Genomic DNA, 18,071 nt, shown 5'->3' with positions numbered 1-18,071 from the left:
GGCCGTCGGCCCGACATCGATAACAACGAACAGAACGAGAGAGACCATGCGTGCCCTGCTTCGCCGCGCGACCCACGTCGCGACCCTGTCCGCCGCGCTTTTCGTCGCGTGCACCGCGTTGCCGCCTGCCGCGCACGCCTATCGCGCGTCGCCCGGCTACGGCAACGAAGCCGATCTCGACCGTCACGACACCTATCGCAACCGCGACGGCGAAACCGTGCATGCGCCCGCGCATTCGAAATCGGGCCGCGTGCCGGACGGCGCGAGCGCGCGCTGCCGAGACGGCACGTACAGCTTCAGCCGCCACCGGCGCGGCACCTGCTCCGGGCATGGCGGCGTCGCCGCGTGGCTGTGAGCGCGGGTCGGCCGAATGGCTGCGCGGTGCCAGCGGCAGCCGGCGGCGAAGTACAATACGCGCTCGCACCGCCGCGCCCCGCGCGGCACGCTCCGTACCGAATCACCCGACGCCGCCAGCCCGCGCGCTGCGCGGCCGTCTCAACCACTTCTGACTTTCACACCGAAATGGCCCAATACGTTTTCACGATGAACCGGGTCGGCAAGATCGTGCCGCCCAAGCGCCAGATCCTGAAGGACATCTCGCTGTCGTTCTTTCCCGGCGCGAAGATCGGCGTGCTCGGCCTGAACGGCTCGGGCAAGTCGACGCTGATCCGCATCATGGCGGGCGTCGACAAGGACATCGAGGGCGAAGCCACGCCGATGCCGAACCTGAACATCGGCTACCTGCCGCAGGAGCCGCAGCTCGACCCGACGAAGACCGTGCGCGAAGCCGTCGAGGAAGGCCTCGGCGACCTGTTCCAGGCGAACAAGAAGCTGGAAGAAATCTACGCGGCCTACGCCGAACCGGACGCCGACTTCGACGCGCTCGCGGCCGAACAGGCGAAATACGAAGCGATCCTCGCGTCGAGCGACGGCGGCAGCCCCGAGCAGCAGCTCGAAGTGGCCGCCGACGCGCTGCGCCTGCCGCCGTGGGACGCAAAGATCGAGCACCTGTCGGGCGGTGAGAAGCGCCGCGTCGCGCTGTGCAAGCTGCTGCTCGAGAAGCCCGACATGCTGCTGCTCGACGAACCGACCAACCACCTCGACGCCGAATCGGTCGACTGGCTCGAGCAGTTCCTGGTGCGGTTCCCGGGCACCGTGGTCGCCGTCACGCACGATCGCTACTTCCTCGACAACGCGGCCGAGTGGATTCTCGAACTCGACCGCGGCCACGGCATTCCGTGGAAGGGCAACTACAGCAGCTGGCTCGACCAGAAGGAAGAGCGCCTGAAGCAGGAAGAAGCGTCGGAATCGGCACGCCAGAAGGCGATCAAGAAGGAACTGGAGTGGGTGCGCCAGAACCCGAAGGGGCGCCAGGCGAAGTCGAAGGCGCGTATCGCGCGCTTCGAGGAGCTGAGCAGCCAGGAATACCAGAAGCGCAACGAAACGCAGGAAATCTTCATTCCGGCCGGCGAACGCCTCGGTAACGAAGTGATCGAGTTCAAGAACGTCAGCAAGTCGTTCGGCGATCGCCTGCTGATCGACAACCTGAGCTTCAAGATCCCGGCCGGCGCGATCGTCGGCATCATCGGCCCGAACGGCGCCGGCAAGTCGACGCTGTTCAAGATGCTGACCGGCAAGGAACAGCCGGATTCGGGCGAAGTCGTAATGGGCCCGACGGTGAAGCTCGCGTACGTCGACCAGAGCCGCGACGCGCTCGACGGTTCGAAGACGGTGTTCGAGGAAATCTCGGGCGGCGCCGACGTGCTGACGGTCGGCAAGTACGAAACGCCGTCGCGTGCATACATCGGCCGCTTCAACTTCAAGGGCGGCGACCAGCAGAAGATCGTCGGCAACCTGTCCGGCGGCGAACGCGGCCGCCTGCACCTCGCGAAGACGCTGATCTCGGGCGGCAACGTGCTGCTGCTCGACGAACCGTCGAACGACCTCGACGTCGAAACGCTGCGCGCGCTGGAAGACGCGCTGCTCGAATTCGCGGGCTCGGTGATGGTGATCTCGCACGATCGCTGGTTCCTCGACCGGATCGCGACGCACATCCTCGCGTTCGAAGGCGATTCGCAGGTCACGTTCTTCGACGGCAACTACCAGGAGTACGAAGCCGACAAGCGCGCGCGCCTCGGCGAGGAAGCCGCGAAGCCGAAGCGTCTGCGCTACAAGCCGATCAGCCGCTGACCGGTGCGGCCCGGGCATCCGGCCTCGCGCTCACGCGGGGCTGGACGCCGAAGGTGATCGAAGGAGGCCGCATCCGGAACGGCACAACGAAAAAAGCGGGCCCATGGCCCGCTTTTTTTCGCCTGGCGCTCGTCCCGCCGCTTACACCAGCGCGCCCAGCTCGCGCAGCCGCGCCTCGGTCGCCGCCGCGCTCGTGTGATGAATGCCGTGCCAGCCGAGCGCCGTGGCGGCCGCCGCGTTCTTCGCGTTGTCATCGATGAACACGAGTTCGTGCGACGCGATGCCGGGCAGGTGCGGCTCGATCCGCGCATGCATCTCGCGGTAGATCGCCGGATCGGGTTTCACGAGCTTCACGCGGCCCGATACGACGATGTCCTTGAACCGGCGCAGCACCGGGAAGTTGTCCCATGCATACGGAAACGTCTGCGCGGACCAGTTCGTCAGCCCGAACAGCGGCATTCCCTGCGCGTCCAGCCGGTCGACGAGGTCCGCGCCTTCTTCGAGCACGCCGCCGATCATCTCGTGCCAGCGCGCATAGAACACGCGGATCAGCGCTTCGTGCTCGGGAAACTTCGCGACGAGTTCGGCCGTGCCTTCCTCGATCGTCTGCCCGCCGTCCTGACGGACCACCCAGTCCATCGCGCACACGTGCGTGAGGAACCAGCGGCGCTCGGCGTCGTCGGGAATCAGTTCACGGTAAAGGTACTCGGGGCTCCAGTCGATCAGCACGCCGCCGAAATCGAACACCACTGCCTTGATCGTCATGCGAACTCCGTAGCAAGCACGTCCGCGAGCGGACGCGGCGTCACCGCGTTGCCCGACAGCGAATTGTTGTTCCAGATGAAGTGATGGTGCGCGACGATCTGCGCCGCCGACAGGTGGACGCGCTCGTTCGTCGTGTGCAGGTCGGACACGACGGTCGTCCGGTAGCCGAGCAACGCGGCGCGGCGTGCGGCCGAATCGACGCAGAACTCGGTCGCATAGCCGCAGATCAGCACCGAGCGGATGCCGTGGCGATCGAGCTGCGCCGCGAGCGGCGTGTCGTGAAACGCGTCGCTCGCCTGCTTGCGCACGCGCCAGTCGTCGCGACCGACGACCAGCCCCGCATGCAGTTCCCAGCCCGGCGTGCCGGGCACGACGTCGTCGTCCGCGTCGCCGTCGTGCTGCACGAAGCACACCGGCGCGTTCGCCGCGCGCGCCGCCGCCGTCAACCGGTTGATGCCCGACACCACGTCGTCGAGCCGGTACGCGGGCCGCGCCCGCTCCACCAGCCCGCGCTGCATGTCGACCACGATCACTGCAGTGTCCGCCATTGCCTGCCCTCGCTGTTATTGTCCGGCCGTCGTTCGATCGCTATCCGATCGCTGTCCGATCGCGATCAGCCGCTATCCGGCCCTGCCGCGCGTTGTGTCAGATCGGCTGCGTGCGCGCGTCGAGCCACGCCTTCGCGTCGCCGCTCACATGCCGGCCGACGCGCTCGCGCACCGTCGCGTGATACGTGTTCAGCCACGCGCGCTCTTCGTCGTGCAGCATCTCGATCAGCACGCAGCGCGTGTCGATCGGGCACAGCGTCAGTGTCTCGAACGCGAGGAAATCGCCGAATTCCGTCTGACCGGCCGCGCGGTTCACGACCAGGTTCTCGATCCGGATGCCCCACTGGCCCGGACGGTACACACCCGGCTCGATCGACGTGATCATCCCCTCTTCCATCGCCGTGTACGGCTCGGCCGGCGCGTAGTGCGAGATCACCTGCGGGCCTTCGTGCACGTTCAGGAAGTAACCGACGCCATGCCCGGTGCCGTGGCCGTAGTCGAGCCCGGCCGCCCACATCGGCGCACGCGCGATCGCGTCGAGCATCGGCGAGCGGATGCCGCGCGGGAAGCGGGCGCGCGACAACGCCATCATCGACTTCAGCACGATCGTGAAATCGCGCCGCTGCAGGTCGCTGACGGTGCCGACCGGCACGACGCGCGTGATGTCGGTCGTGCCCGTCACGTACTGGCCGCCCGAATCGATCAGCAGCAGGCCGTCGCCGGCGATCGTCGCGTGCGACTCGCGCGTCGCGTGGTAGTGCGGCATCGCGCCGTTCGCGTTGAAGCCGGCGATCGTCGCGAAGCTCGCCGACACATAGCCGGGGCGCCGCGCGCGCGCGGCCGTGAGCTTCTCCTCGATCGTCAGCTCGGTGATCGTTTCGCGATTGACGGCCTGTTCGAACCACGCGAAGAATTCGGCGAGCGCGGCGCCGTCATGCTCCATCGTCACGCGCACGTGCTCGATCTCGGCGGTCGTCTTGCGCGACTTCGCGAACGTCGACGGATTCACGGCCTCGACGAGCTTCACGCCGGCCGCCACGGCCTCGAGCGTGCCGAACGTCACGCGGCGCGGGTCGATCAGCAGCGTCGCGCCGTCCGGCAGCGCCGCGAGCGACGCACGCGCGGCGTCGTAGGCGCGGACGTCGACGCCATCCTGCGCGAGCGACGCGGCCAGCGCCGGCGGTACCTTGCCGTCGGCGACGAACAGCGTCGCGCGATCGGTGCCGATCATTGCGTGCGCAACGAATACCGGATTGAAGTTGACGTCGGCGCCGCGCAGGTTGAACAGCCACGCGAGATCGTCGAGCGTCGACACGAAATGCCACTGCGCGCCTTGCGCGTGCATCGCGCGGCGGACGTCGGCCAGCTTGCTCGCGCGCGTCGTGTCGGCCTGCGGCGCCACGTGCTCGAACACCGCATCGCCGGGCAGCCCCGGCCGCTCGGGCCAGATCGCATCGAGCAGGTCGACGTCGGTACGCAGCGCGATGCCGCGCGCACTCAACGCGGCCGTCAGCCCGCGCGCGGCCGCGACGCCGAGCACGGCGCCGTCGACCCCGACCGTCGCGCCCGCCGCCACGTTCTGCGCGAGCCAGTCGACGTGCGGCGCGCTCTGCTGCCCGCCCGTCATCTTCATCAGTTGCACGCCCGTGCCCGCCAGTTCGGCGTCGGCCTGCACCCAGTAGCGGCTGTCGACCCACAACCCCGCGAAGTCCGCGGTGACGACCAGCGTGCCGACCGAACCCGTGAAGCCGGACAGCCAGCGGCGCGCCTGCCAGCGTTCGGGCAGGTATTCGGACAGGTGGGGATCGGCGGACGGCACGAGATAGGCGGCCAGGTTCTCGCGGACCATGGCGTCGCGCAATAGCGCGAGACGGGCCGGCACCGGCGAGACTTCGGGGAGACGGGCATTCATGATTTCACCTGAGAGCATTCAGCGACGGGCCGACAGCGCGACCGTCACGGCTACGGCGAGGAACGCGACGCCGGTGCAGACCGGCCATTCGAGCGTCTCGCCATCGTAAAACAGTCCCGAGAGATTGCCGACCATGCGGGCGGCGGCCGCGCCCACGATGCCGACGAGCACCGCGATCCACCACGCCGGCCGGCCCGTGCGCCGCATCGGATGCAGCCAGCGGCCGAACAACCCGACGGCCGCTCCCAGGACAAGGATTCCAAACCAGTTCATTCGACGCCTTCTATAAATTCAGATTCGTCCCATAGGCGTGAACGTTGCCAGCGGCTAGCATCGATTCATCCATCGAACCCGAGACCAGCCGGGCGCCGCGAACATTCGAGTGTAGGGGCCGACTCGACGTTATGGCAAGCGCACACCGGCTGCCGTATTGAAGAAATTCTCATGCGAATCGCGCTGATCGATCCGGAGTCGCGTCACACCGCACTCCTGAACCGCCTGCTCTTTGCCGGCGGTCACGTGTGCCATGCTTTTCCATCCAGCGCCGCTTTCTTCGAGTGGCTCGCCGCCGACAACACCTGCGACATGCTGGTCACCGGCCACTGGGCCGGCGATCAGCCGGCGCAGGAAGTCATTCCGCGCGCGCAGGCGGTCCTGCCGGGATTGCCGGCCATCGCCGTGATGCAGTCGGCACGCGAAAGCGAAATCGTCTCGTGCCTGCACGCGGGCGCCGACGATTGCCTCGTGCGCCCCGTGAGCGGGCCCGAGCTGCTCGCGCGCGTCAACGCGCTGAGCCGGCGCGCCGGCGTTCGCCGGCCGCCCACCCGCTCGCGCGAAATGTACGGCGAATACGCGTTCGACGCCACGCACTGCCTCGTGCGTTTCGGCGACGCAATCGTTTCACTCACGCCGAAGGAGTTCCGTTTCGCGCAGTTGCTGTTCACGAACCTGTCGCGGCCCGTGTCGCGCGCCCATATCCTCGAAACGGTATGGGCGCGCCGCCGCGACATGAAGTCGCGCACGCTCGATACCCACGCGTCGCGGCTGCGCAGCAAATTGCAGTTGCTTCCGGAGCGCGGCTACCGGCTGCTGCCGCTCTACGGCTTCGGCTACCAGCTTGACCGCGTACCGATCGAGCCCCCAAATTCGCGCCCCCGCCACGCTGATGCCCGGTATGCGGCGAGTGAGGAAATCGCTGAAACGCTATAATATGGGGCTAAACGATAGCCCTCGATATGCAACTCCTCACGATCGGAATCAACCACCACACTGCGCCTGTCGCCCTGCGCGAACGCGTGGCGTTTCCGCTCGAGCAAATCAAACCGGCTCTCGTCACGTTCAAGAACGTGTTTCTCGGCCCGCAGGCGCCCAATACGCCCGAAGCGGCGATCCTCTCGACCTGCAACCGCACTGAACTGTATTGCGCGACCGACGATCGCGCGGCCCGCGAAGGCGCGCTCCGCTGGCTGTCGGAGTATCACCGGATTCCGGTCGACGAACTCGCGCCGCACGTCTACGCGCTGCCGCAGTCGGAAGCGGTCCGGCACGCGTTCCGCGTCGCCTCCGGCCTCGATTCGATGGTGCTCGGCGAAACCCAGATCCTGGGCCAGATGAAGGATGCCGTTCGCACCGCGACGGAAGCCGGCGCGCTCGGCACCTATCTGAACCAGCTGTTCCAGCGCACGTTCGCGGTGGCGAAGGAAGTGCGCGGCACGACCGAAATCGGCACGCAGTCGGTGTCGATGGCCGCGGCCGCGGTGCGCCTCGCGCAGCGTATCTTCGAAAAGGTGTCGGATCAGCGCGTGCTGTTCATCGGCGCGGGCGAAATGATCGAGCTGTGCGCGACGCACTTCGCCGCGCAAGGCCCGCGCGAACTCGTCGTCGCGAACCGCACGGCCGAACGCGGCCAGCGGCTCGCCGAACGCTTCAACGGCCGCGCGATGCCGCTGGCCGACCTGCCCACCCGCATGCACGAATTCGACATCATCGTGTCGTGCACCGCGTCGACGCTGCCGATCATCGGCCTCGGCGCGGTCGAGCGTGCGGTGAAGGCGCGTCGTCACCGGCCGATCTTCATGGTCGACCTCGCGGTGCCGCGCGACATCGAGCCCGAAGTCGGCAAGCTGAAGGACGTGTTCCTGTACACCGTCGACGATCTCGGCGCGATCGTGCGCGAAGGCAACGCGTCGCGTCAGGCCGCGGTCGCGCAGGCCGAAGCGATCATCGAAACCCGCGTGCAGAATTTCATGCAATGGCTCGACACGCGCAGCGTCGTGCCGGTGATCCGTCACATGCATACGCAGGCCGACGCGCTGCGCCGCGCCGAAGTCGAGAAGGCACAGAAGCTGCTCGCACGCGGTGACGATCCGGCCGCCGTGCTCGAAGCCCTGTCGCAGGCGCTGACCAACAAGCTGATCCACGGCCCGACGAGCGCGCTCAACCGCGTCAACGGTGCCGATCGCGATTCGCTGATCGACCTGATGCGCGGCTTCTACCAGCACGCGCCGCGCTCGAACGACCAGTCCGGCCACTAGCGCCGGCCGGTCGCCCTGCCGCCGGCCGCGCATTGCCCTGCCGCCGGCCTATCCTTTCCGAATACCCTTGCCCGGGAGCGCCGCTCCACACCATGAAGACGAGCATGCAACGCAAGCTCGACCAGCTGTCCACACGGCTGGCCGAACTGAACGACCTGCTGAGCCGCGAAAACGTCACGGCCGACCTCGACCAGTACCGCAAGCTGACGCGCGAACATGCGGAACTCGGCCCGGTCGTCGAGCAATACGCGTTATGGCGCCAATCGCGCAGCGACGAGGCGGCCGCGCAGGAACTGCTCGCCGATCCGTCGATGCGCGATTTCGCGGAAGACGAAATCCGCAGCGCACGCGAGGGCATGGCGCGCCTCGAGACCGAGCTGCAGAAGATGCTGCTGCCGAAGGATCCGAACGACGACCGCAACATCTTCCTCGAAATCCGCGCGGGCACGGGCGGCGACGAATCGGCGCTGTTCGCGGGCGACCTGCTGCGCATGTACCTGCGCTTCGCGGAACGCCAGCGCTGGCAGGTCGAAATGATGTCGGAGAGCGCGTCGGATCTCGGCGGCTACAAGGAAGTGATCGTGCGGATCGCGGGCCAGGGTGCGTATTCGCGGCTGAAGTTCGAATCGGGCGGCCATCGCGTGCAGCGCGTGCCGGCCACCGAGACGCAGGGGCGCATCCATACGTCCGCGTGCACGGTCGCGGTGATGCCGGAAGCCGACGAGATCGGCGAGGTCGAGATCAATCCGGCCGACCTGCGCATCGACACGTTCCGCGCGTCCGGCGCGGGCGGCCAGCACATCAACAAGACCGATTCGGCGGTGCGCGTCACGCACATCCCGACCGGGATCGTCGTCGAATGCCAGGACGATCGCTCGCAGCACAAGAACAAGGATCGCGCGCTGAAGGTGCTCGCCGCGCGCATCAAGGACAAGCAGTATCACGAGCAGCATGCGAAGGAAGCCGCGACGCGCAAGAGCCTGATCGGCTCCGGCGACCGTTCGGAACGCATCCGCACGTACAACTTCCCGCAGGGCCGGATGACCGACCACCGGATCAACCTGACGCTGTACCGGCTCGAGGCGATCATGGACGGCGATCTCGACGAACTGATCGGCGCGCTCGTCACCGAGCACCAGGCCGAGCTGCTCGCGTCGCTCGGCGAAGCCGACTGAGGCCACGATGCCCGACACCACCGCCGACGCCCTGCTGCGCACCTCGCCGCTCGACGCGGTCGATGCACGCGTGCTGCTCGCGCACGCGCTCGGCTGGACCCGCACGCAACTGATCACGCGCGGCGACGCGCCGCTCGACGCGGCCGCGGTCGAACGCTACCGCGCGCTCGAAGCGCGCCGCGTCGCCGGCGAACCCGTCGCGCAACTGGTCGGGATGCGCGAGTTCTTCGGCCGCCCGTTCGACGTGACGCCCGACGTGCTGATCCCGCGCCCCGAAACCGAGCTGCTCGTGGAAGCCGCGCTCGATGCGATCGACGGGCTGCCGCACGCGGCCGTGCTCGACCTCGGCACCGGCAGCGGCGCGATCGCCGTGTCGATCGCGGCCGAGCGCCCCGATGCGCGCGTGTGGGCGCTCGACCGTTCGCCGGCCGCGCTCGCGGTCGCGCAACGCAACGCCGACAAGCTGCTCGACGCGCAGCGCCCCGGCGGCCCGCTGCACTGGCTGCAGAGCGACTGGTACGCGGCGCTCGATCCCGCGCTCGCGTTCGATGCGATCGTCAGCAACCCGCCGTACATCGCGCAGCACGATCCGCATCTCGCCCAAGGCGACCTGCGTTTCGAGCCGCGCGGCGCGCTCACCGACGACGCCGACGGCCTCAGCGCGATCCGCACGATCGTCGCGGGCGCCGGCGCCCATCTGAAGCCGGGCGGCACGCTCTGGATCGAGCACGGCTACGACCAGGCCGAAGCCGTGCGCGCGATCCTGGTGTCGCACGGCTTCGTCGCGGTCGAATCGCTGACCGATCTCGCCGCCATCGAACGCACGACCGGCGGCCGCCTGCCGGGCTGATGCCCGGCCCGCCCGGTTGAAATCCGCTATCATTTCGATCTAACGCCCCGCAAACGCAAGGTCAGTCATGGACACCCAACAACGTATCAAGCAAATCGTCGACGAAAACCAGGTCGTGCTCTTCATGAAGGGCAACGCGCAATTCCCGATGTGCGGCTTCTCGGGCCGCGCCGTGCAGGTGCTGAAGGCCTGCGGCGTCGACCAGTTCAAGACCGTCAACGTGCTCGAGGACGACGAAATCCGCCAGGGCATCAAGGCCTTCTCGAACTGGCCGACCATCCCGCAGCTCTACGTGAAGGGCGAATTCATCGGCGGCTCGGACATCATGATGGAGATGTACCAGTCGGGCGAACTGCAGCAACTGTTCTCCGCCGCGTAACACGCGGCACCCGTCCCCCTTTCGATGGCATCTTCCAGCGCGCCGCCACGCCGGCTGATCGTCGCGATCACCGGTGCCACCGGCGCGATCTACGGTGTGCGGCTGCTCGACCTGCTGCGCGCCGCCGGCGGCGTCGAAACACACCTGCTGATTTCGAACGCCGGCTGGCTCAACATCCAGCATGAACTGAAGCTGCCGAAGGCCGACGTCGAAAGCCGTGCGGACGTCGTGCATTCGGTGCGCGACGTCGGCGCGACGATTGCGTCGGGCTCGTTCGCGACCGATGGCATGGTGATCGCACCCTGCTCGATGAAGACGCTCGCGAGCGTCGCGCACGGGCTGTCCGACAACCTGATCACGCGCGCGGCCGACGTCACGCTGAAGGAGCGCCGCCGTCTCGTGCTGATGGTGCGCGAAACGCCGTTCAACCTCGCGCATCTGCGCAACATGACCGCCGTCACCGAAATGGGCGGCATCGTCTTTCCGCCGCTGCCGGCGTTCTATGCGATGCCGAAGACGATCGAGGAACTCGTCGATCAGACCGTCACGCGCGTGCTCGACCTGTTCGCGCTCAGCGCGCCGCTCACGACACCGTGGGCCGGCATCCGGCACGCGCAGTAAGTCACGCCTCTTCTGCGCGCATCTCCACCGATCCTCACCACAACTCCGTCGATTCCACGCCTTCCGATGCCAGTCGGCAGTCGGAAGCCCGCTATCGCCACGATTATCAACAAGCAGGCGCCAATCAAATTCCAGCGCGCCGATTTATCAATGCGCGGTGCGCGCCTATAGTCACAGGCAAACTCTTTCGCAGGTCACCACCATGAACCGCTTGCCTTCGCTGTACCTGTCCCACGGCGCGCCGACGCTGCCGATCGACCCGGCGCTGCCGTCCGGCGCGTTCACGCACCTCGGTGCCGAATTGCCGCGCCCACGCGCGGTACTGATGCTGTCCGCGCACTGGGGCACGCAGCGGCCGGTCGCGAGCGTCGCCGCGCATCCGGACACGATTCACGACTTCTACGGTTTCCCGCAGGCGCTGTACGACATCCGCTATCCAGCGCCGGGCGCGCCCGACGTGGCCGAACGCGCGGCCGCGCTGCTCAACGCAGCCGGCATCGCGACCGCGACGACCGAACACGGCCTCGATCACGGCGCGTGGGTGCCGATGCTGCTGATGTTTCCGGAAGCCGACGTGCCGGTCGCGCAACTGTCGATCCAGCCGCGCGCGGACGCCGCGCATCACTTCGCGCTCGGCCGCGCGCTGCAGCCGCTGCGCGACGAAGGCGTGATGGTGATCGGTTCGGGGCAGATCACGCACAACCTGCGCGCCGCCGATTTCGGCGCCGCGCCCGAGGATGCGGACCCGCGCGTCGCGGAATTCACCGACTGGTTCGAGGCGAAACTGGCCGCACGCGACGTCGACGCGCTGCTCGACTACCGCCGGCAGGCGCCGCACGCGGCGCTGATGCATCCGACCGACGAACATCTGCTGCCGGTCTTCACGGCGCTCGGCGCGGCGGACGACGACTACCGGCTCGGCATCCAGTCGCTCGGCACTTACCAGCGCGTGCTCGCGATGACGAACTACGTGTTCGCGAGCGCCGGCGCCTGAACCTGAACGGGGGCGCCACCGCCGGGCCAGTAAAAAGCCCGCCCGAGCATCGCTCGGGCGGGCTTTTTTCGCTGCATCCTGCCGCCGCCGAATCCGGCGGCAGGTCGGGCGTCAGGCACCGACCCCTTCGAGGATCTCGTCGTGCGACTCGCGCTCGTCGAGATACTGGGTCCGGTAACCGGTATTCACGCCCCAGAAGTAAAACACCAGCGAGATCGCCGCGACGACCAGCATGTCCCAGCCGTACGGCAGCAAGCCATAACCGCCGAATTCCTTGCTGCCGATCAGCGACAGCACGGCCATCGTCGGCAGGTACGCGACCAGCCACCATGCGGCCTTCAGGTCGGCGCCCCAGCCGGTCCAGCCCGACTTCGCCTGGAAGAAGAAGTACACCGGCAGCGCAACGATCATCAGCAGGATGATTTCACCCGTCAGCGGCCACTTCGCCCAGTACAGGATCAGCGACGCGCACACGAACGCGAACGGGGCGATCAGCTTCATCAGCGGAATCGACAGCGGGCGCTCGATGTCGGTCGCCGAGCGGCGCAGCGCCATCAGGCTGATCGGGCCGGTCAGGTACGAGATCACCGTCGCCACCGAGATCACTGCCGCGAGCGAGCTCCAGCCGCGGAAGAAGAACAGGAAGATGAACGACACGAGCAGGTTGAACCACATCGCCTGGCGCGGCACGCCGTAGATCGGGTGCACGTTGCCGAACATCTTCGGCATCGTGTTGTTGCGCTCCATCGCGTAGATCATGCGGGTGGTCGTCGCCATGTAGGTCGTACCGGTGCCGCTCGGGCTGATGAACGCGTCGACGTACAGCAGGATCGCGAGCCAGTTCAGGTTCAGCGCGATCGCGAGTTCCGCGAACGGCGACGAGAAGTTGAAGTGCGCCCAACCCTTCGCGACGTCGGCCGGGTTCACCGAGCCGATATAGGCCATTTGCAGCAGCACGTAGATCACGAGTGCGAGCAGGATCGACGTGATCACCGCGAACGGCACGCTGCGCGCCGGATTGCGCGCTTCACCGGCCAGGTTCACCGGGCTCTGGAAGCCGTTGAACGCGAACACGATGCCGCTCGTCGCGACCGCGGTCAGCACGGCCGACCAGCCATACGGCGCGAAGCTCGTATTCGACGCGGTGCCGAGGTTCTCCGCGTGGAAGCTCGTCAGCATCAGGCCGAGGATCGTGAGGCCCGGAATCAGGAACTTGAAGATCGTGATCGCGGTGTTCGCCCGCGCGAAAGCCTTCACGCCCCAGTAGTTCAGCAGGAAGTAGACGACGACCAGCACGGCCGACAGCAGCAGACCGAGAGTCTGCAATTCGCCGTTCACGAACAACGCATGCGCCCACGGATACGGCCACGTGCTCATGTACTGGATCGACGCTTCCGCCTCGATCGGGATCACGGATACGATCGCGATCCAGTTGGCCCACGCGCTGATGAAACCCACCAGCGAACCGTGCGAGTACCGCGCGTAACGCACCATGCCGCCCGACTCGGGGAACATCGCGCCCAGTTCCGCATACGTCAGCGCAATCGCCAGAATCACGACCGCGCCGATGATCCATGCGCAGATCGCCGCCGGACCGGCGATCTTCGCGGCTTTCCAGGCACCGAACAGCCAGCCCGAGCCGATAATCGAACCCAGCCCCGTCAGCATCAATGCAAACGGGCCGATGTTCCGTTGAATAGAACTCTTCACATCCTCTCCTGTGTCTCAAAAAGCATGGTCGGCCTGCGGTCCGGGATCGGCTCGGACAGCACCGCGCACGCATTCTTGGGGGGACGGTCAACCCGATCGGGGCAACCCGTCCACGCGGCGCGTAGTTTAACGGTTGCACCTCGAACGTGGCGCCAAAATCGATCGGCCCCTACAAAAAATTCGCATCGCTTGCAAGCTTTGTAAACCCGATCTCCGCAATAACCCTGAGAGCATGGGAATACGGTTGACCATCAGACCGATTAGCCGTATAAAGGACTTCGCAGGATTTCAAGTGGCGAGTGAATTGGTTCTTTCGTAGTTCGCCCATCAACGGTACTCCGGTTGGTCCTATTACCCCTTCCTTGATTTTCCGCACCCCATGGGCTTCGGCCCCGTTTTATCTTTTTAGGAACAAGTAACATGGCAACCGGTACCGTCAAGTGGTTCAATGACGCAAAGGGCTTCGGCTTCATCACCCCGGAAGGCGGCGGCGACGATCTGTTCGCGCACTTCTCGGAAATCCGCGTCGAAGGCTTCAAGACGCTGCAAGAAAACCAGAAGGTTGAATTCGAAGTGAAGACGGGCCCGAAGGGTCTGCAAGCTGCGAACATCCGTCCGGTCTAAGCTTGGCGCGATAATTCGTGTAAAAAAGCCCCGCTTCGGCGGGGCTTTTTGTTTTTGTGCGCCGGTCGTCCGGCATGGCGGCTTATAGCCGCCCGCGCCGCTCAGCCGAACAGGCGCTGCGCGTGAATGCCGAGCCCCGTCGCGACACTCGCCAAGCGATCGCCGAACACCGGCTGCGCATCCGGAAACGCGCCGGCGAGCGCACCCGACAGGAACGCGAGCCCCGTCGAACCGCCGGTGAAATACAGCGCACCGACGTCACGCGGTGCGACGCCCGCGAGCCGCACCGTTTCGCGTGCGGCATCGACGATGCGCGCGGTATCGTCCTGGCTCGCGTCGACGAGGCGATCCGCGTCGAACGCGATCAGCAGATCCTCTTCCACGTCGTTCAGGTCGATCATCGTCTCCCCGCCCGCCGCGACACCGATCTTCGCCTCTTCCGCGCGCGCCATCAGCGCATGCCCGAGCCGCTGCTCGACCACGCTCGTGAGCCGGTCGTACTGCCGCACATCCTGGTACAGGTGCTTCATCAGCTTCAGCTCGCCGACGCGCTTGGGCGTGTAGACGGTATTGATCAGGTGCCAGGTCGCGAGATCGAAGTAGATCTTGTTCGGCAGCTCGCGCCCTTCCGGGTCGAGCGAACGGTAGCCGAACGCGGGCAGGATCGCCGCCAGCTCGACCCGCCGGTCGTAGTCGGTGCCCGCGACGTGCACGCCGTGGTGCGCCAGCACGTCGTCCTTGCGTTCGAGCCGCGCCATCCGCTGCGGGCCGACGCGCACCAGCGAGAAGTCGGACGTGCCGCCGCCGATGTCGGCGACGAGCACGAGACGCTCGGCCTGCTGGCGCGACTCGTAGTCGAACGCGGCGGCGATCGGTTCGTACTGGAAGTGAACGTCCGCGAAGCCGACCGAGCGCGCGGCCGCCTCGAGCTGATCCTGCGCGAGCCGGTCGGCGCGCGGATCGTCGTCGACGAAGAACACCGGCCGGCCGAGCACCGCGCGGCCGATCGGCGCGCCCGCGCGCGCTTCGGCCTTGCGCTTCAGGTGCGTCAGGAAGCGCGCGATGATGTCGGTGTAGGCGATCGCGCTGCCGTCACCGAGATCGGTCGTCGTTTCCGCGAGCGGCGAGCCGAGGATGCTCTTCATCGAGCGCATCAGCCGGCCGTCAAAACCGTCGATATAGGAGGCCAGCGCCGCCCGGCCATATTCGACCGTCTCTTCGTCGTTGTTGAAGAAGATCGCGGTGGGCAGCGTCAGGTGGTCGCCCTCGACGGGCGCGAGGCGCATGCCATCGCCGTCGGGCAGCGCCACGGCGGAATTGGACGTGCCGAAATCGATCGCGCAGTAAGTCATGGGAAATTGCCGCAGCAGGGCCGGCGCGAAAACGGAAAGGACGGGCTTTTTAACATGAAGCCCGCGGGATCACAACCGGGGCCGGCCAGCGGCGCCGCGCAACGGGCGCCCGGTGGCGACGGCGCGCGCCGTGGCGCGCCGCGAACATGCGCGGACAGGATGCGCGACGCAGCCTGCCCGCCCGCGGGATCAGGCTGCCGCGTCGAAGCTCTTCTTCCACGCACCCGCGTAGACGACTTCGCCGATCGCATGGCGCGTACGCGGCGCCTTCTCGCGATCGCGCAGCACGGGATCGAGCTTGTCGACGTTGCCGTAGTGGCCGAGCGAGATGATCGACACGATCGCGACGTCCGCCGGAATCGCGAACGCGTCGCGGAATGCCTTCGGGTCGAAACCGCTCATCTGGTGCGCGGCGAGGCCCAGCGCGTGCGCCTGCAGCACCAGCGACATCGCGGCGGCGCCGGCGTCGTACAGCGCGGTCGGCGCCGGCTCGCCCTTCGGCGTGAGCGTGTGCGCGGTGACCGCGATCAGCACCGGCGCCGGTGCATTCCAGCCCTGGTTGAACGGCACCAGCGTCGCGAATGCGCGCTTGAACGCGTCTTCGTCCTGGGTGCGATCGAATACGATGAAACGCCACGGTTGCGCGTTGTACGCGGACGGGGCCCAGCGTGCCGCTTCGAGCACCGCGTGGAGATCGCCGGCGCTGACTGGCTCATCCGAATACGCGCGCGGGCTCCAGCGGCCCGCGATCAGATCGTGAATCGAAACAGTGGTGGGAGCAGGTTTGACGGACATGCGGTTCCTCGCTGACATCGATGAAGGGGCGCGAACGCCCGGCGAACCGCAAGCATACCCGCTTGAGCGACAGCGCGCCCGATCCCGCCGCGCTATGCAAATCTGCGTGCGTGCAATGGCCGGCCGCGGCGGTGCGGCCGGCCGGTCCGCCGCGATCAGGCCGCCTGCGCGGCCGCGCGCGACGGGCCGCGGTTGATCCGCAGCACGATCAGCGCGCCGACGATGCACAACCCGCCCGAGATCATCGACGCGATCGTGTAGGTGCCGAGGCTCGCGCGCAGCAGCCCGGCGCCGAGCGCCGCGAATGCCGCGCCGAGCTGGTGGCCGGCGACGATCCAGCCGAACACGACCGGCGCCGCGGCCTTGCCGAACACGTCGGTCGCGAGCCGCACGGTGGGCGGCACGGTCGCGATCCAGTCGAGCCCGTAGAACATCGCGAACAACGGCAGCCCGAAGAAATCGATCCCGAACGCATGCGGCAGGTAGATCAGCGACAGCCCGCGCAGTCCGTAGTACCAGAACAGCAGCACGCGATTGTCGTAACGGTCCGACAACCATCCCGACAACGTCGTGCCGAACAGGTCGAACACGCCCATCGCCGCGAGCAGCGACGCGCCCTGCACCTCGGTCATCCCGTAGTCGCTGCACATCGCGATCAGGTGCGTGCCGACATAGCCGTTGGTGCTCGCACCGCAGATGAAGAAGCTGAAGAACAGCAGCCAGAAATCGCGCGAGCGGCTCGCCATCAGCAGCGTGCGGAACGCGACCGCGAGCGGATTCTCCTTCGTCGCGTCCGGCGCGGGCGGCGCATCGGCCGGCTCGCCGTACGGGCGCAGCCGCACGTCGGCCGGCCGCTCGGGCAGCAGGAACGCGACGAGCGGAATCACGATCGCGGCCGCCACCGCGACGACCAGCACGACCGGCCGCCAGCCGTGGCGCTGCGCGATCGCCGCGAGCATCGGCAGGAACACGAGCTGGCCGGTGGCCGTGCTCGCGGTCAGGATCCCCATCACGAGGCCGCGCCGCGCGTGGAACCAGCGCGTGACGAAGGTTGCGGACAGCGTCAGCGCGACGACGCCCGTCGAACAACCGACCATCAGCCCCCAGATCACGACCATCTGCCAGCTCTGCGTCATCATCGACGACAGCGCGACGCCCGCGCTCATCGTCACGAGCGCGGTGAGGATCGTCGGGCGCAGCCCGAAGCGCTGCATCGCGGCGGCCGCGAACGGGCCCGTCAGGCCGTACAGTGCGATGTTCACCGAAATCGCCAGCGAAATCGCCGCGCGGCTCCAGCCGAGCTCGCGTTCGAGCGGCACCATCAGCACGCTCGGCGTCGCGCGCGTGCCGGCTGCCGCCAGCAGGATCAGGAATACCACCGCCGCCGCGAGCCATCCGTAATGGAAGCGCCCGCCGATTCGTGTCACTGCCCAGTTCATCTTCATGTTCTCCAGTTGACGGTTCCGGTGTCGTCGCACCCGCTCCGTCCCAACCAGGCCACCTCCGCCGCGCATTTCAACATCGGCTGACCCGGGCCGACGCTTGGCATTCGTCTGTTGATCCGGCCGCGATTGTTACCGACCGGTCACAAGTGTGTTGCGATCGTAGTGACCAGTCGGTAA

18 protein-coding genes are annotated in these 18,071 nt (G+C 67.1%); 10 read left to right on the top strand and 8 right to left on the bottom strand.

Going from position 1 to position 18,071, the window contains the following annotated elements:
* The first annotated feature begins 46 nt into the window (after positions 1 to 46).
* Both H0X91_RS22010 and ettA read left to right on the top strand, forming a co-directional pair.
* Positions 47 to 355 (top strand): DUF3761 domain-containing protein, encoded by a 309-nt coding sequence (locus H0X91_RS22010; RefSeq protein WP_006494399.1) that lies wholly within the window; start codon positions 47 to 49, stop codon positions 353 to 355.
* Between the two features lie 167 nt (positions 356 to 522).
* Positions 523 to 2,190, top strand: a complete 1,668-nt coding sequence (ettA, locus tag H0X91_RS22005; protein ID WP_006494122.1) for an energy-dependent translational throttle protein EttA — start codon at positions 523 to 525, stop codon at positions 2,188 to 2,190.
* A 141-nt stretch (positions 2,191 to 2,331) separates the two neighbouring features.
* On the opposite strand, the gene H0X91_RS22000 is transcribed toward ettA, so the two are convergent.
* The 4 genes from H0X91_RS22000 to H0X91_RS21985 form a co-directional block, all read right to left on the bottom strand.
* The gene (locus tag H0X91_RS22000) at positions 2,332 to 2,955 is read right to left on the bottom strand and encodes an HAD family hydrolase (RefSeq protein ID WP_006482054.1); all 624 of its coding nucleotides are present in this window, start codon (positions 2,953 to 2,955) and stop codon (positions 2,332 to 2,334) included.
* Entirely contained in the window at positions 2,952 to 3,503 is a 552-nt protein-coding gene (locus tag H0X91_RS21995; RefSeq protein WP_006482082.1) for a cysteine hydrolase family protein, read from the bottom strand. The genes H0X91_RS22000 and H0X91_RS21995 overlap by 4 nt, the downstream gene beginning before the upstream one ends.
* A gap of 97 nt (positions 3,504 to 3,600) precedes the next feature.
* Complete coding sequence (locus H0X91_RS21990; RefSeq protein WP_196433344.1) at positions 3,601 to 5,415, bottom strand: aminopeptidase P family protein; 1,815 nt, start codon at positions 5,413 to 5,415, stop codon at positions 3,601 to 3,603.
* Between the two features lie 18 nt (positions 5,416 to 5,433).
* Complete coding sequence (locus tag H0X91_RS21985; protein ID WP_006477062.1) at positions 5,434 to 5,688, bottom strand: hypothetical protein; 255 nt, start codon at positions 5,686 to 5,688, stop codon at positions 5,434 to 5,436.
* 171 nt (positions 5,689 to 5,859) lie between these two features.
* On the opposite strand from H0X91_RS21985, the gene H0X91_RS21980 reads away from it, so the two are divergent.
* The 7 genes from H0X91_RS21980 (at position 5,860) to H0X91_RS21950 (ending at position 11,968) form a co-directional block, all read left to right on the top strand.
* A complete protein-coding gene (locus H0X91_RS21980; RefSeq protein ID WP_006494404.1) occupies positions 5,860 to 6,624 on the top strand; it encodes a response regulator transcription factor in 765 nt (254 codons plus the stop codon).
* 26 nt (positions 6,625 to 6,650) lie between these two features.
* Positions 6,651 to 7,949, top strand: a complete 1,299-nt coding sequence (gene hemA / locus H0X91_RS21975) for a glutamyl-tRNA reductase (RefSeq protein WP_006482047.1) — start codon at positions 6,651 to 6,653, stop codon at positions 7,947 to 7,949.
* Positions 7,950 to 8,041: 92 nt separating this feature from the next.
* Entirely contained in the window at positions 8,042 to 9,124 is a 1,083-nt protein-coding gene (gene prfA, locus H0X91_RS21970; protein ID WP_006494405.1) for a peptide chain release factor 1, read from the top strand.
* 7 nt (positions 9,125 to 9,131) lie between these two features.
* Positions 9,132 to 9,974, top strand: coding sequence for a peptide chain release factor N(5)-glutamine methyltransferase (gene prmC / locus H0X91_RS21965; RefSeq protein WP_006482071.1), 843 nt, complete (start codon positions 9,132 to 9,134; stop codon positions 9,972 to 9,974).
* 67 nt (positions 9,975 to 10,041) lie between these two features.
* Positions 10,042 to 10,353, top strand: a complete 312-nt coding sequence (gene grxD, locus H0X91_RS21960; protein WP_196433343.1) for a Grx4 family monothiol glutaredoxin — start codon at positions 10,042 to 10,044, stop codon at positions 10,351 to 10,353.
* 24 nt (positions 10,354 to 10,377) lie between these two features.
* Complete coding sequence (locus H0X91_RS21955; protein WP_006482052.1) at positions 10,378 to 10,974, top strand: UbiX family flavin prenyltransferase; 597 nt, start codon at positions 10,378 to 10,380, stop codon at positions 10,972 to 10,974.
* A 202-nt stretch (positions 10,975 to 11,176) separates the two neighbouring features.
* The gene (locus H0X91_RS21950; protein ID WP_062911035.1) at positions 11,177 to 11,968 is read left to right on the top strand and encodes a DODA-type extradiol aromatic ring-opening family dioxygenase; all 792 of its coding nucleotides are present in this window, start codon (positions 11,177 to 11,179) and stop codon (positions 11,966 to 11,968) included.
* A 111-nt stretch (positions 11,969 to 12,079) separates the two neighbouring features.
* On the opposite strand, the gene H0X91_RS21945 is transcribed toward H0X91_RS21950, so the two are convergent.
* Positions 12,080 to 13,678 carry an APC family permease gene (locus H0X91_RS21945; RefSeq protein WP_006482046.1) on the bottom strand — a complete coding sequence of 533 codons (1,599 nt, stop codon included), beginning with the start codon at positions 13,676 to 13,678 and terminating at the stop codon, positions 12,080 to 12,082.
* A 420-nt stretch (positions 13,679 to 14,098) separates the two neighbouring features.
* On the opposite strand from H0X91_RS21945, the gene H0X91_RS21940 reads away from it, so the two are divergent.
* Positions 14,099 to 14,302: a cold-shock protein gene (locus tag H0X91_RS21940; RefSeq protein WP_006477070.1), complete on the top strand. Its 204-nt coding sequence runs from the start codon at positions 14,099 to 14,101 to the stop codon at positions 14,300 to 14,302.
* Between the two features lie 101 nt (positions 14,303 to 14,403).
* Here the strand turns inward: H0X91_RS21940 and H0X91_RS21935 are convergent, their stop codons facing one another.
* The 3 genes from H0X91_RS21935 to H0X91_RS21925 all read right to left on the bottom strand — a co-directional run bounded on the left by H0X91_RS21935 (position 14,404) and on the right by H0X91_RS21925 (position 17,888).
* Positions 14,404 to 15,654, bottom strand: a complete 1,251-nt coding sequence (locus H0X91_RS21935; protein WP_006494125.1) for an Hsp70 family protein — start codon at positions 15,652 to 15,654, stop codon at positions 14,404 to 14,406.
* Positions 15,655 to 15,843: 189 nt separating this feature from the next.
* Positions 15,844 to 16,449: a nitroreductase family protein gene (locus H0X91_RS21930; RefSeq protein WP_006482064.1), complete on the bottom strand. Its 606-nt coding sequence runs from the start codon at positions 16,447 to 16,449 to the stop codon at positions 15,844 to 15,846.
* 155 nt (positions 16,450 to 16,604) lie between these two features.
* Positions 16,605 to 17,888, bottom strand: a complete 1,284-nt coding sequence (locus H0X91_RS21925; protein ID WP_012492315.1) for an MFS transporter — start codon at positions 17,886 to 17,888, stop codon at positions 16,605 to 16,607.
* Positions 17,889 to 18,071: the final 183 nt, after the last annotated feature.

It is taken from the genome of Burkholderia sp. 9777_1386, from assembly GCF_015712265.1.
Classification (GTDB): Bacteria; Pseudomonadota; Gammaproteobacteria; order Burkholderiales; family Burkholderiaceae; genus Burkholderia; species Burkholderia cenocepacia.
Note: the sequence above shows the minus strand (reverse complement) of the source record. Positions and strands in the feature narration are given on the sequence as shown.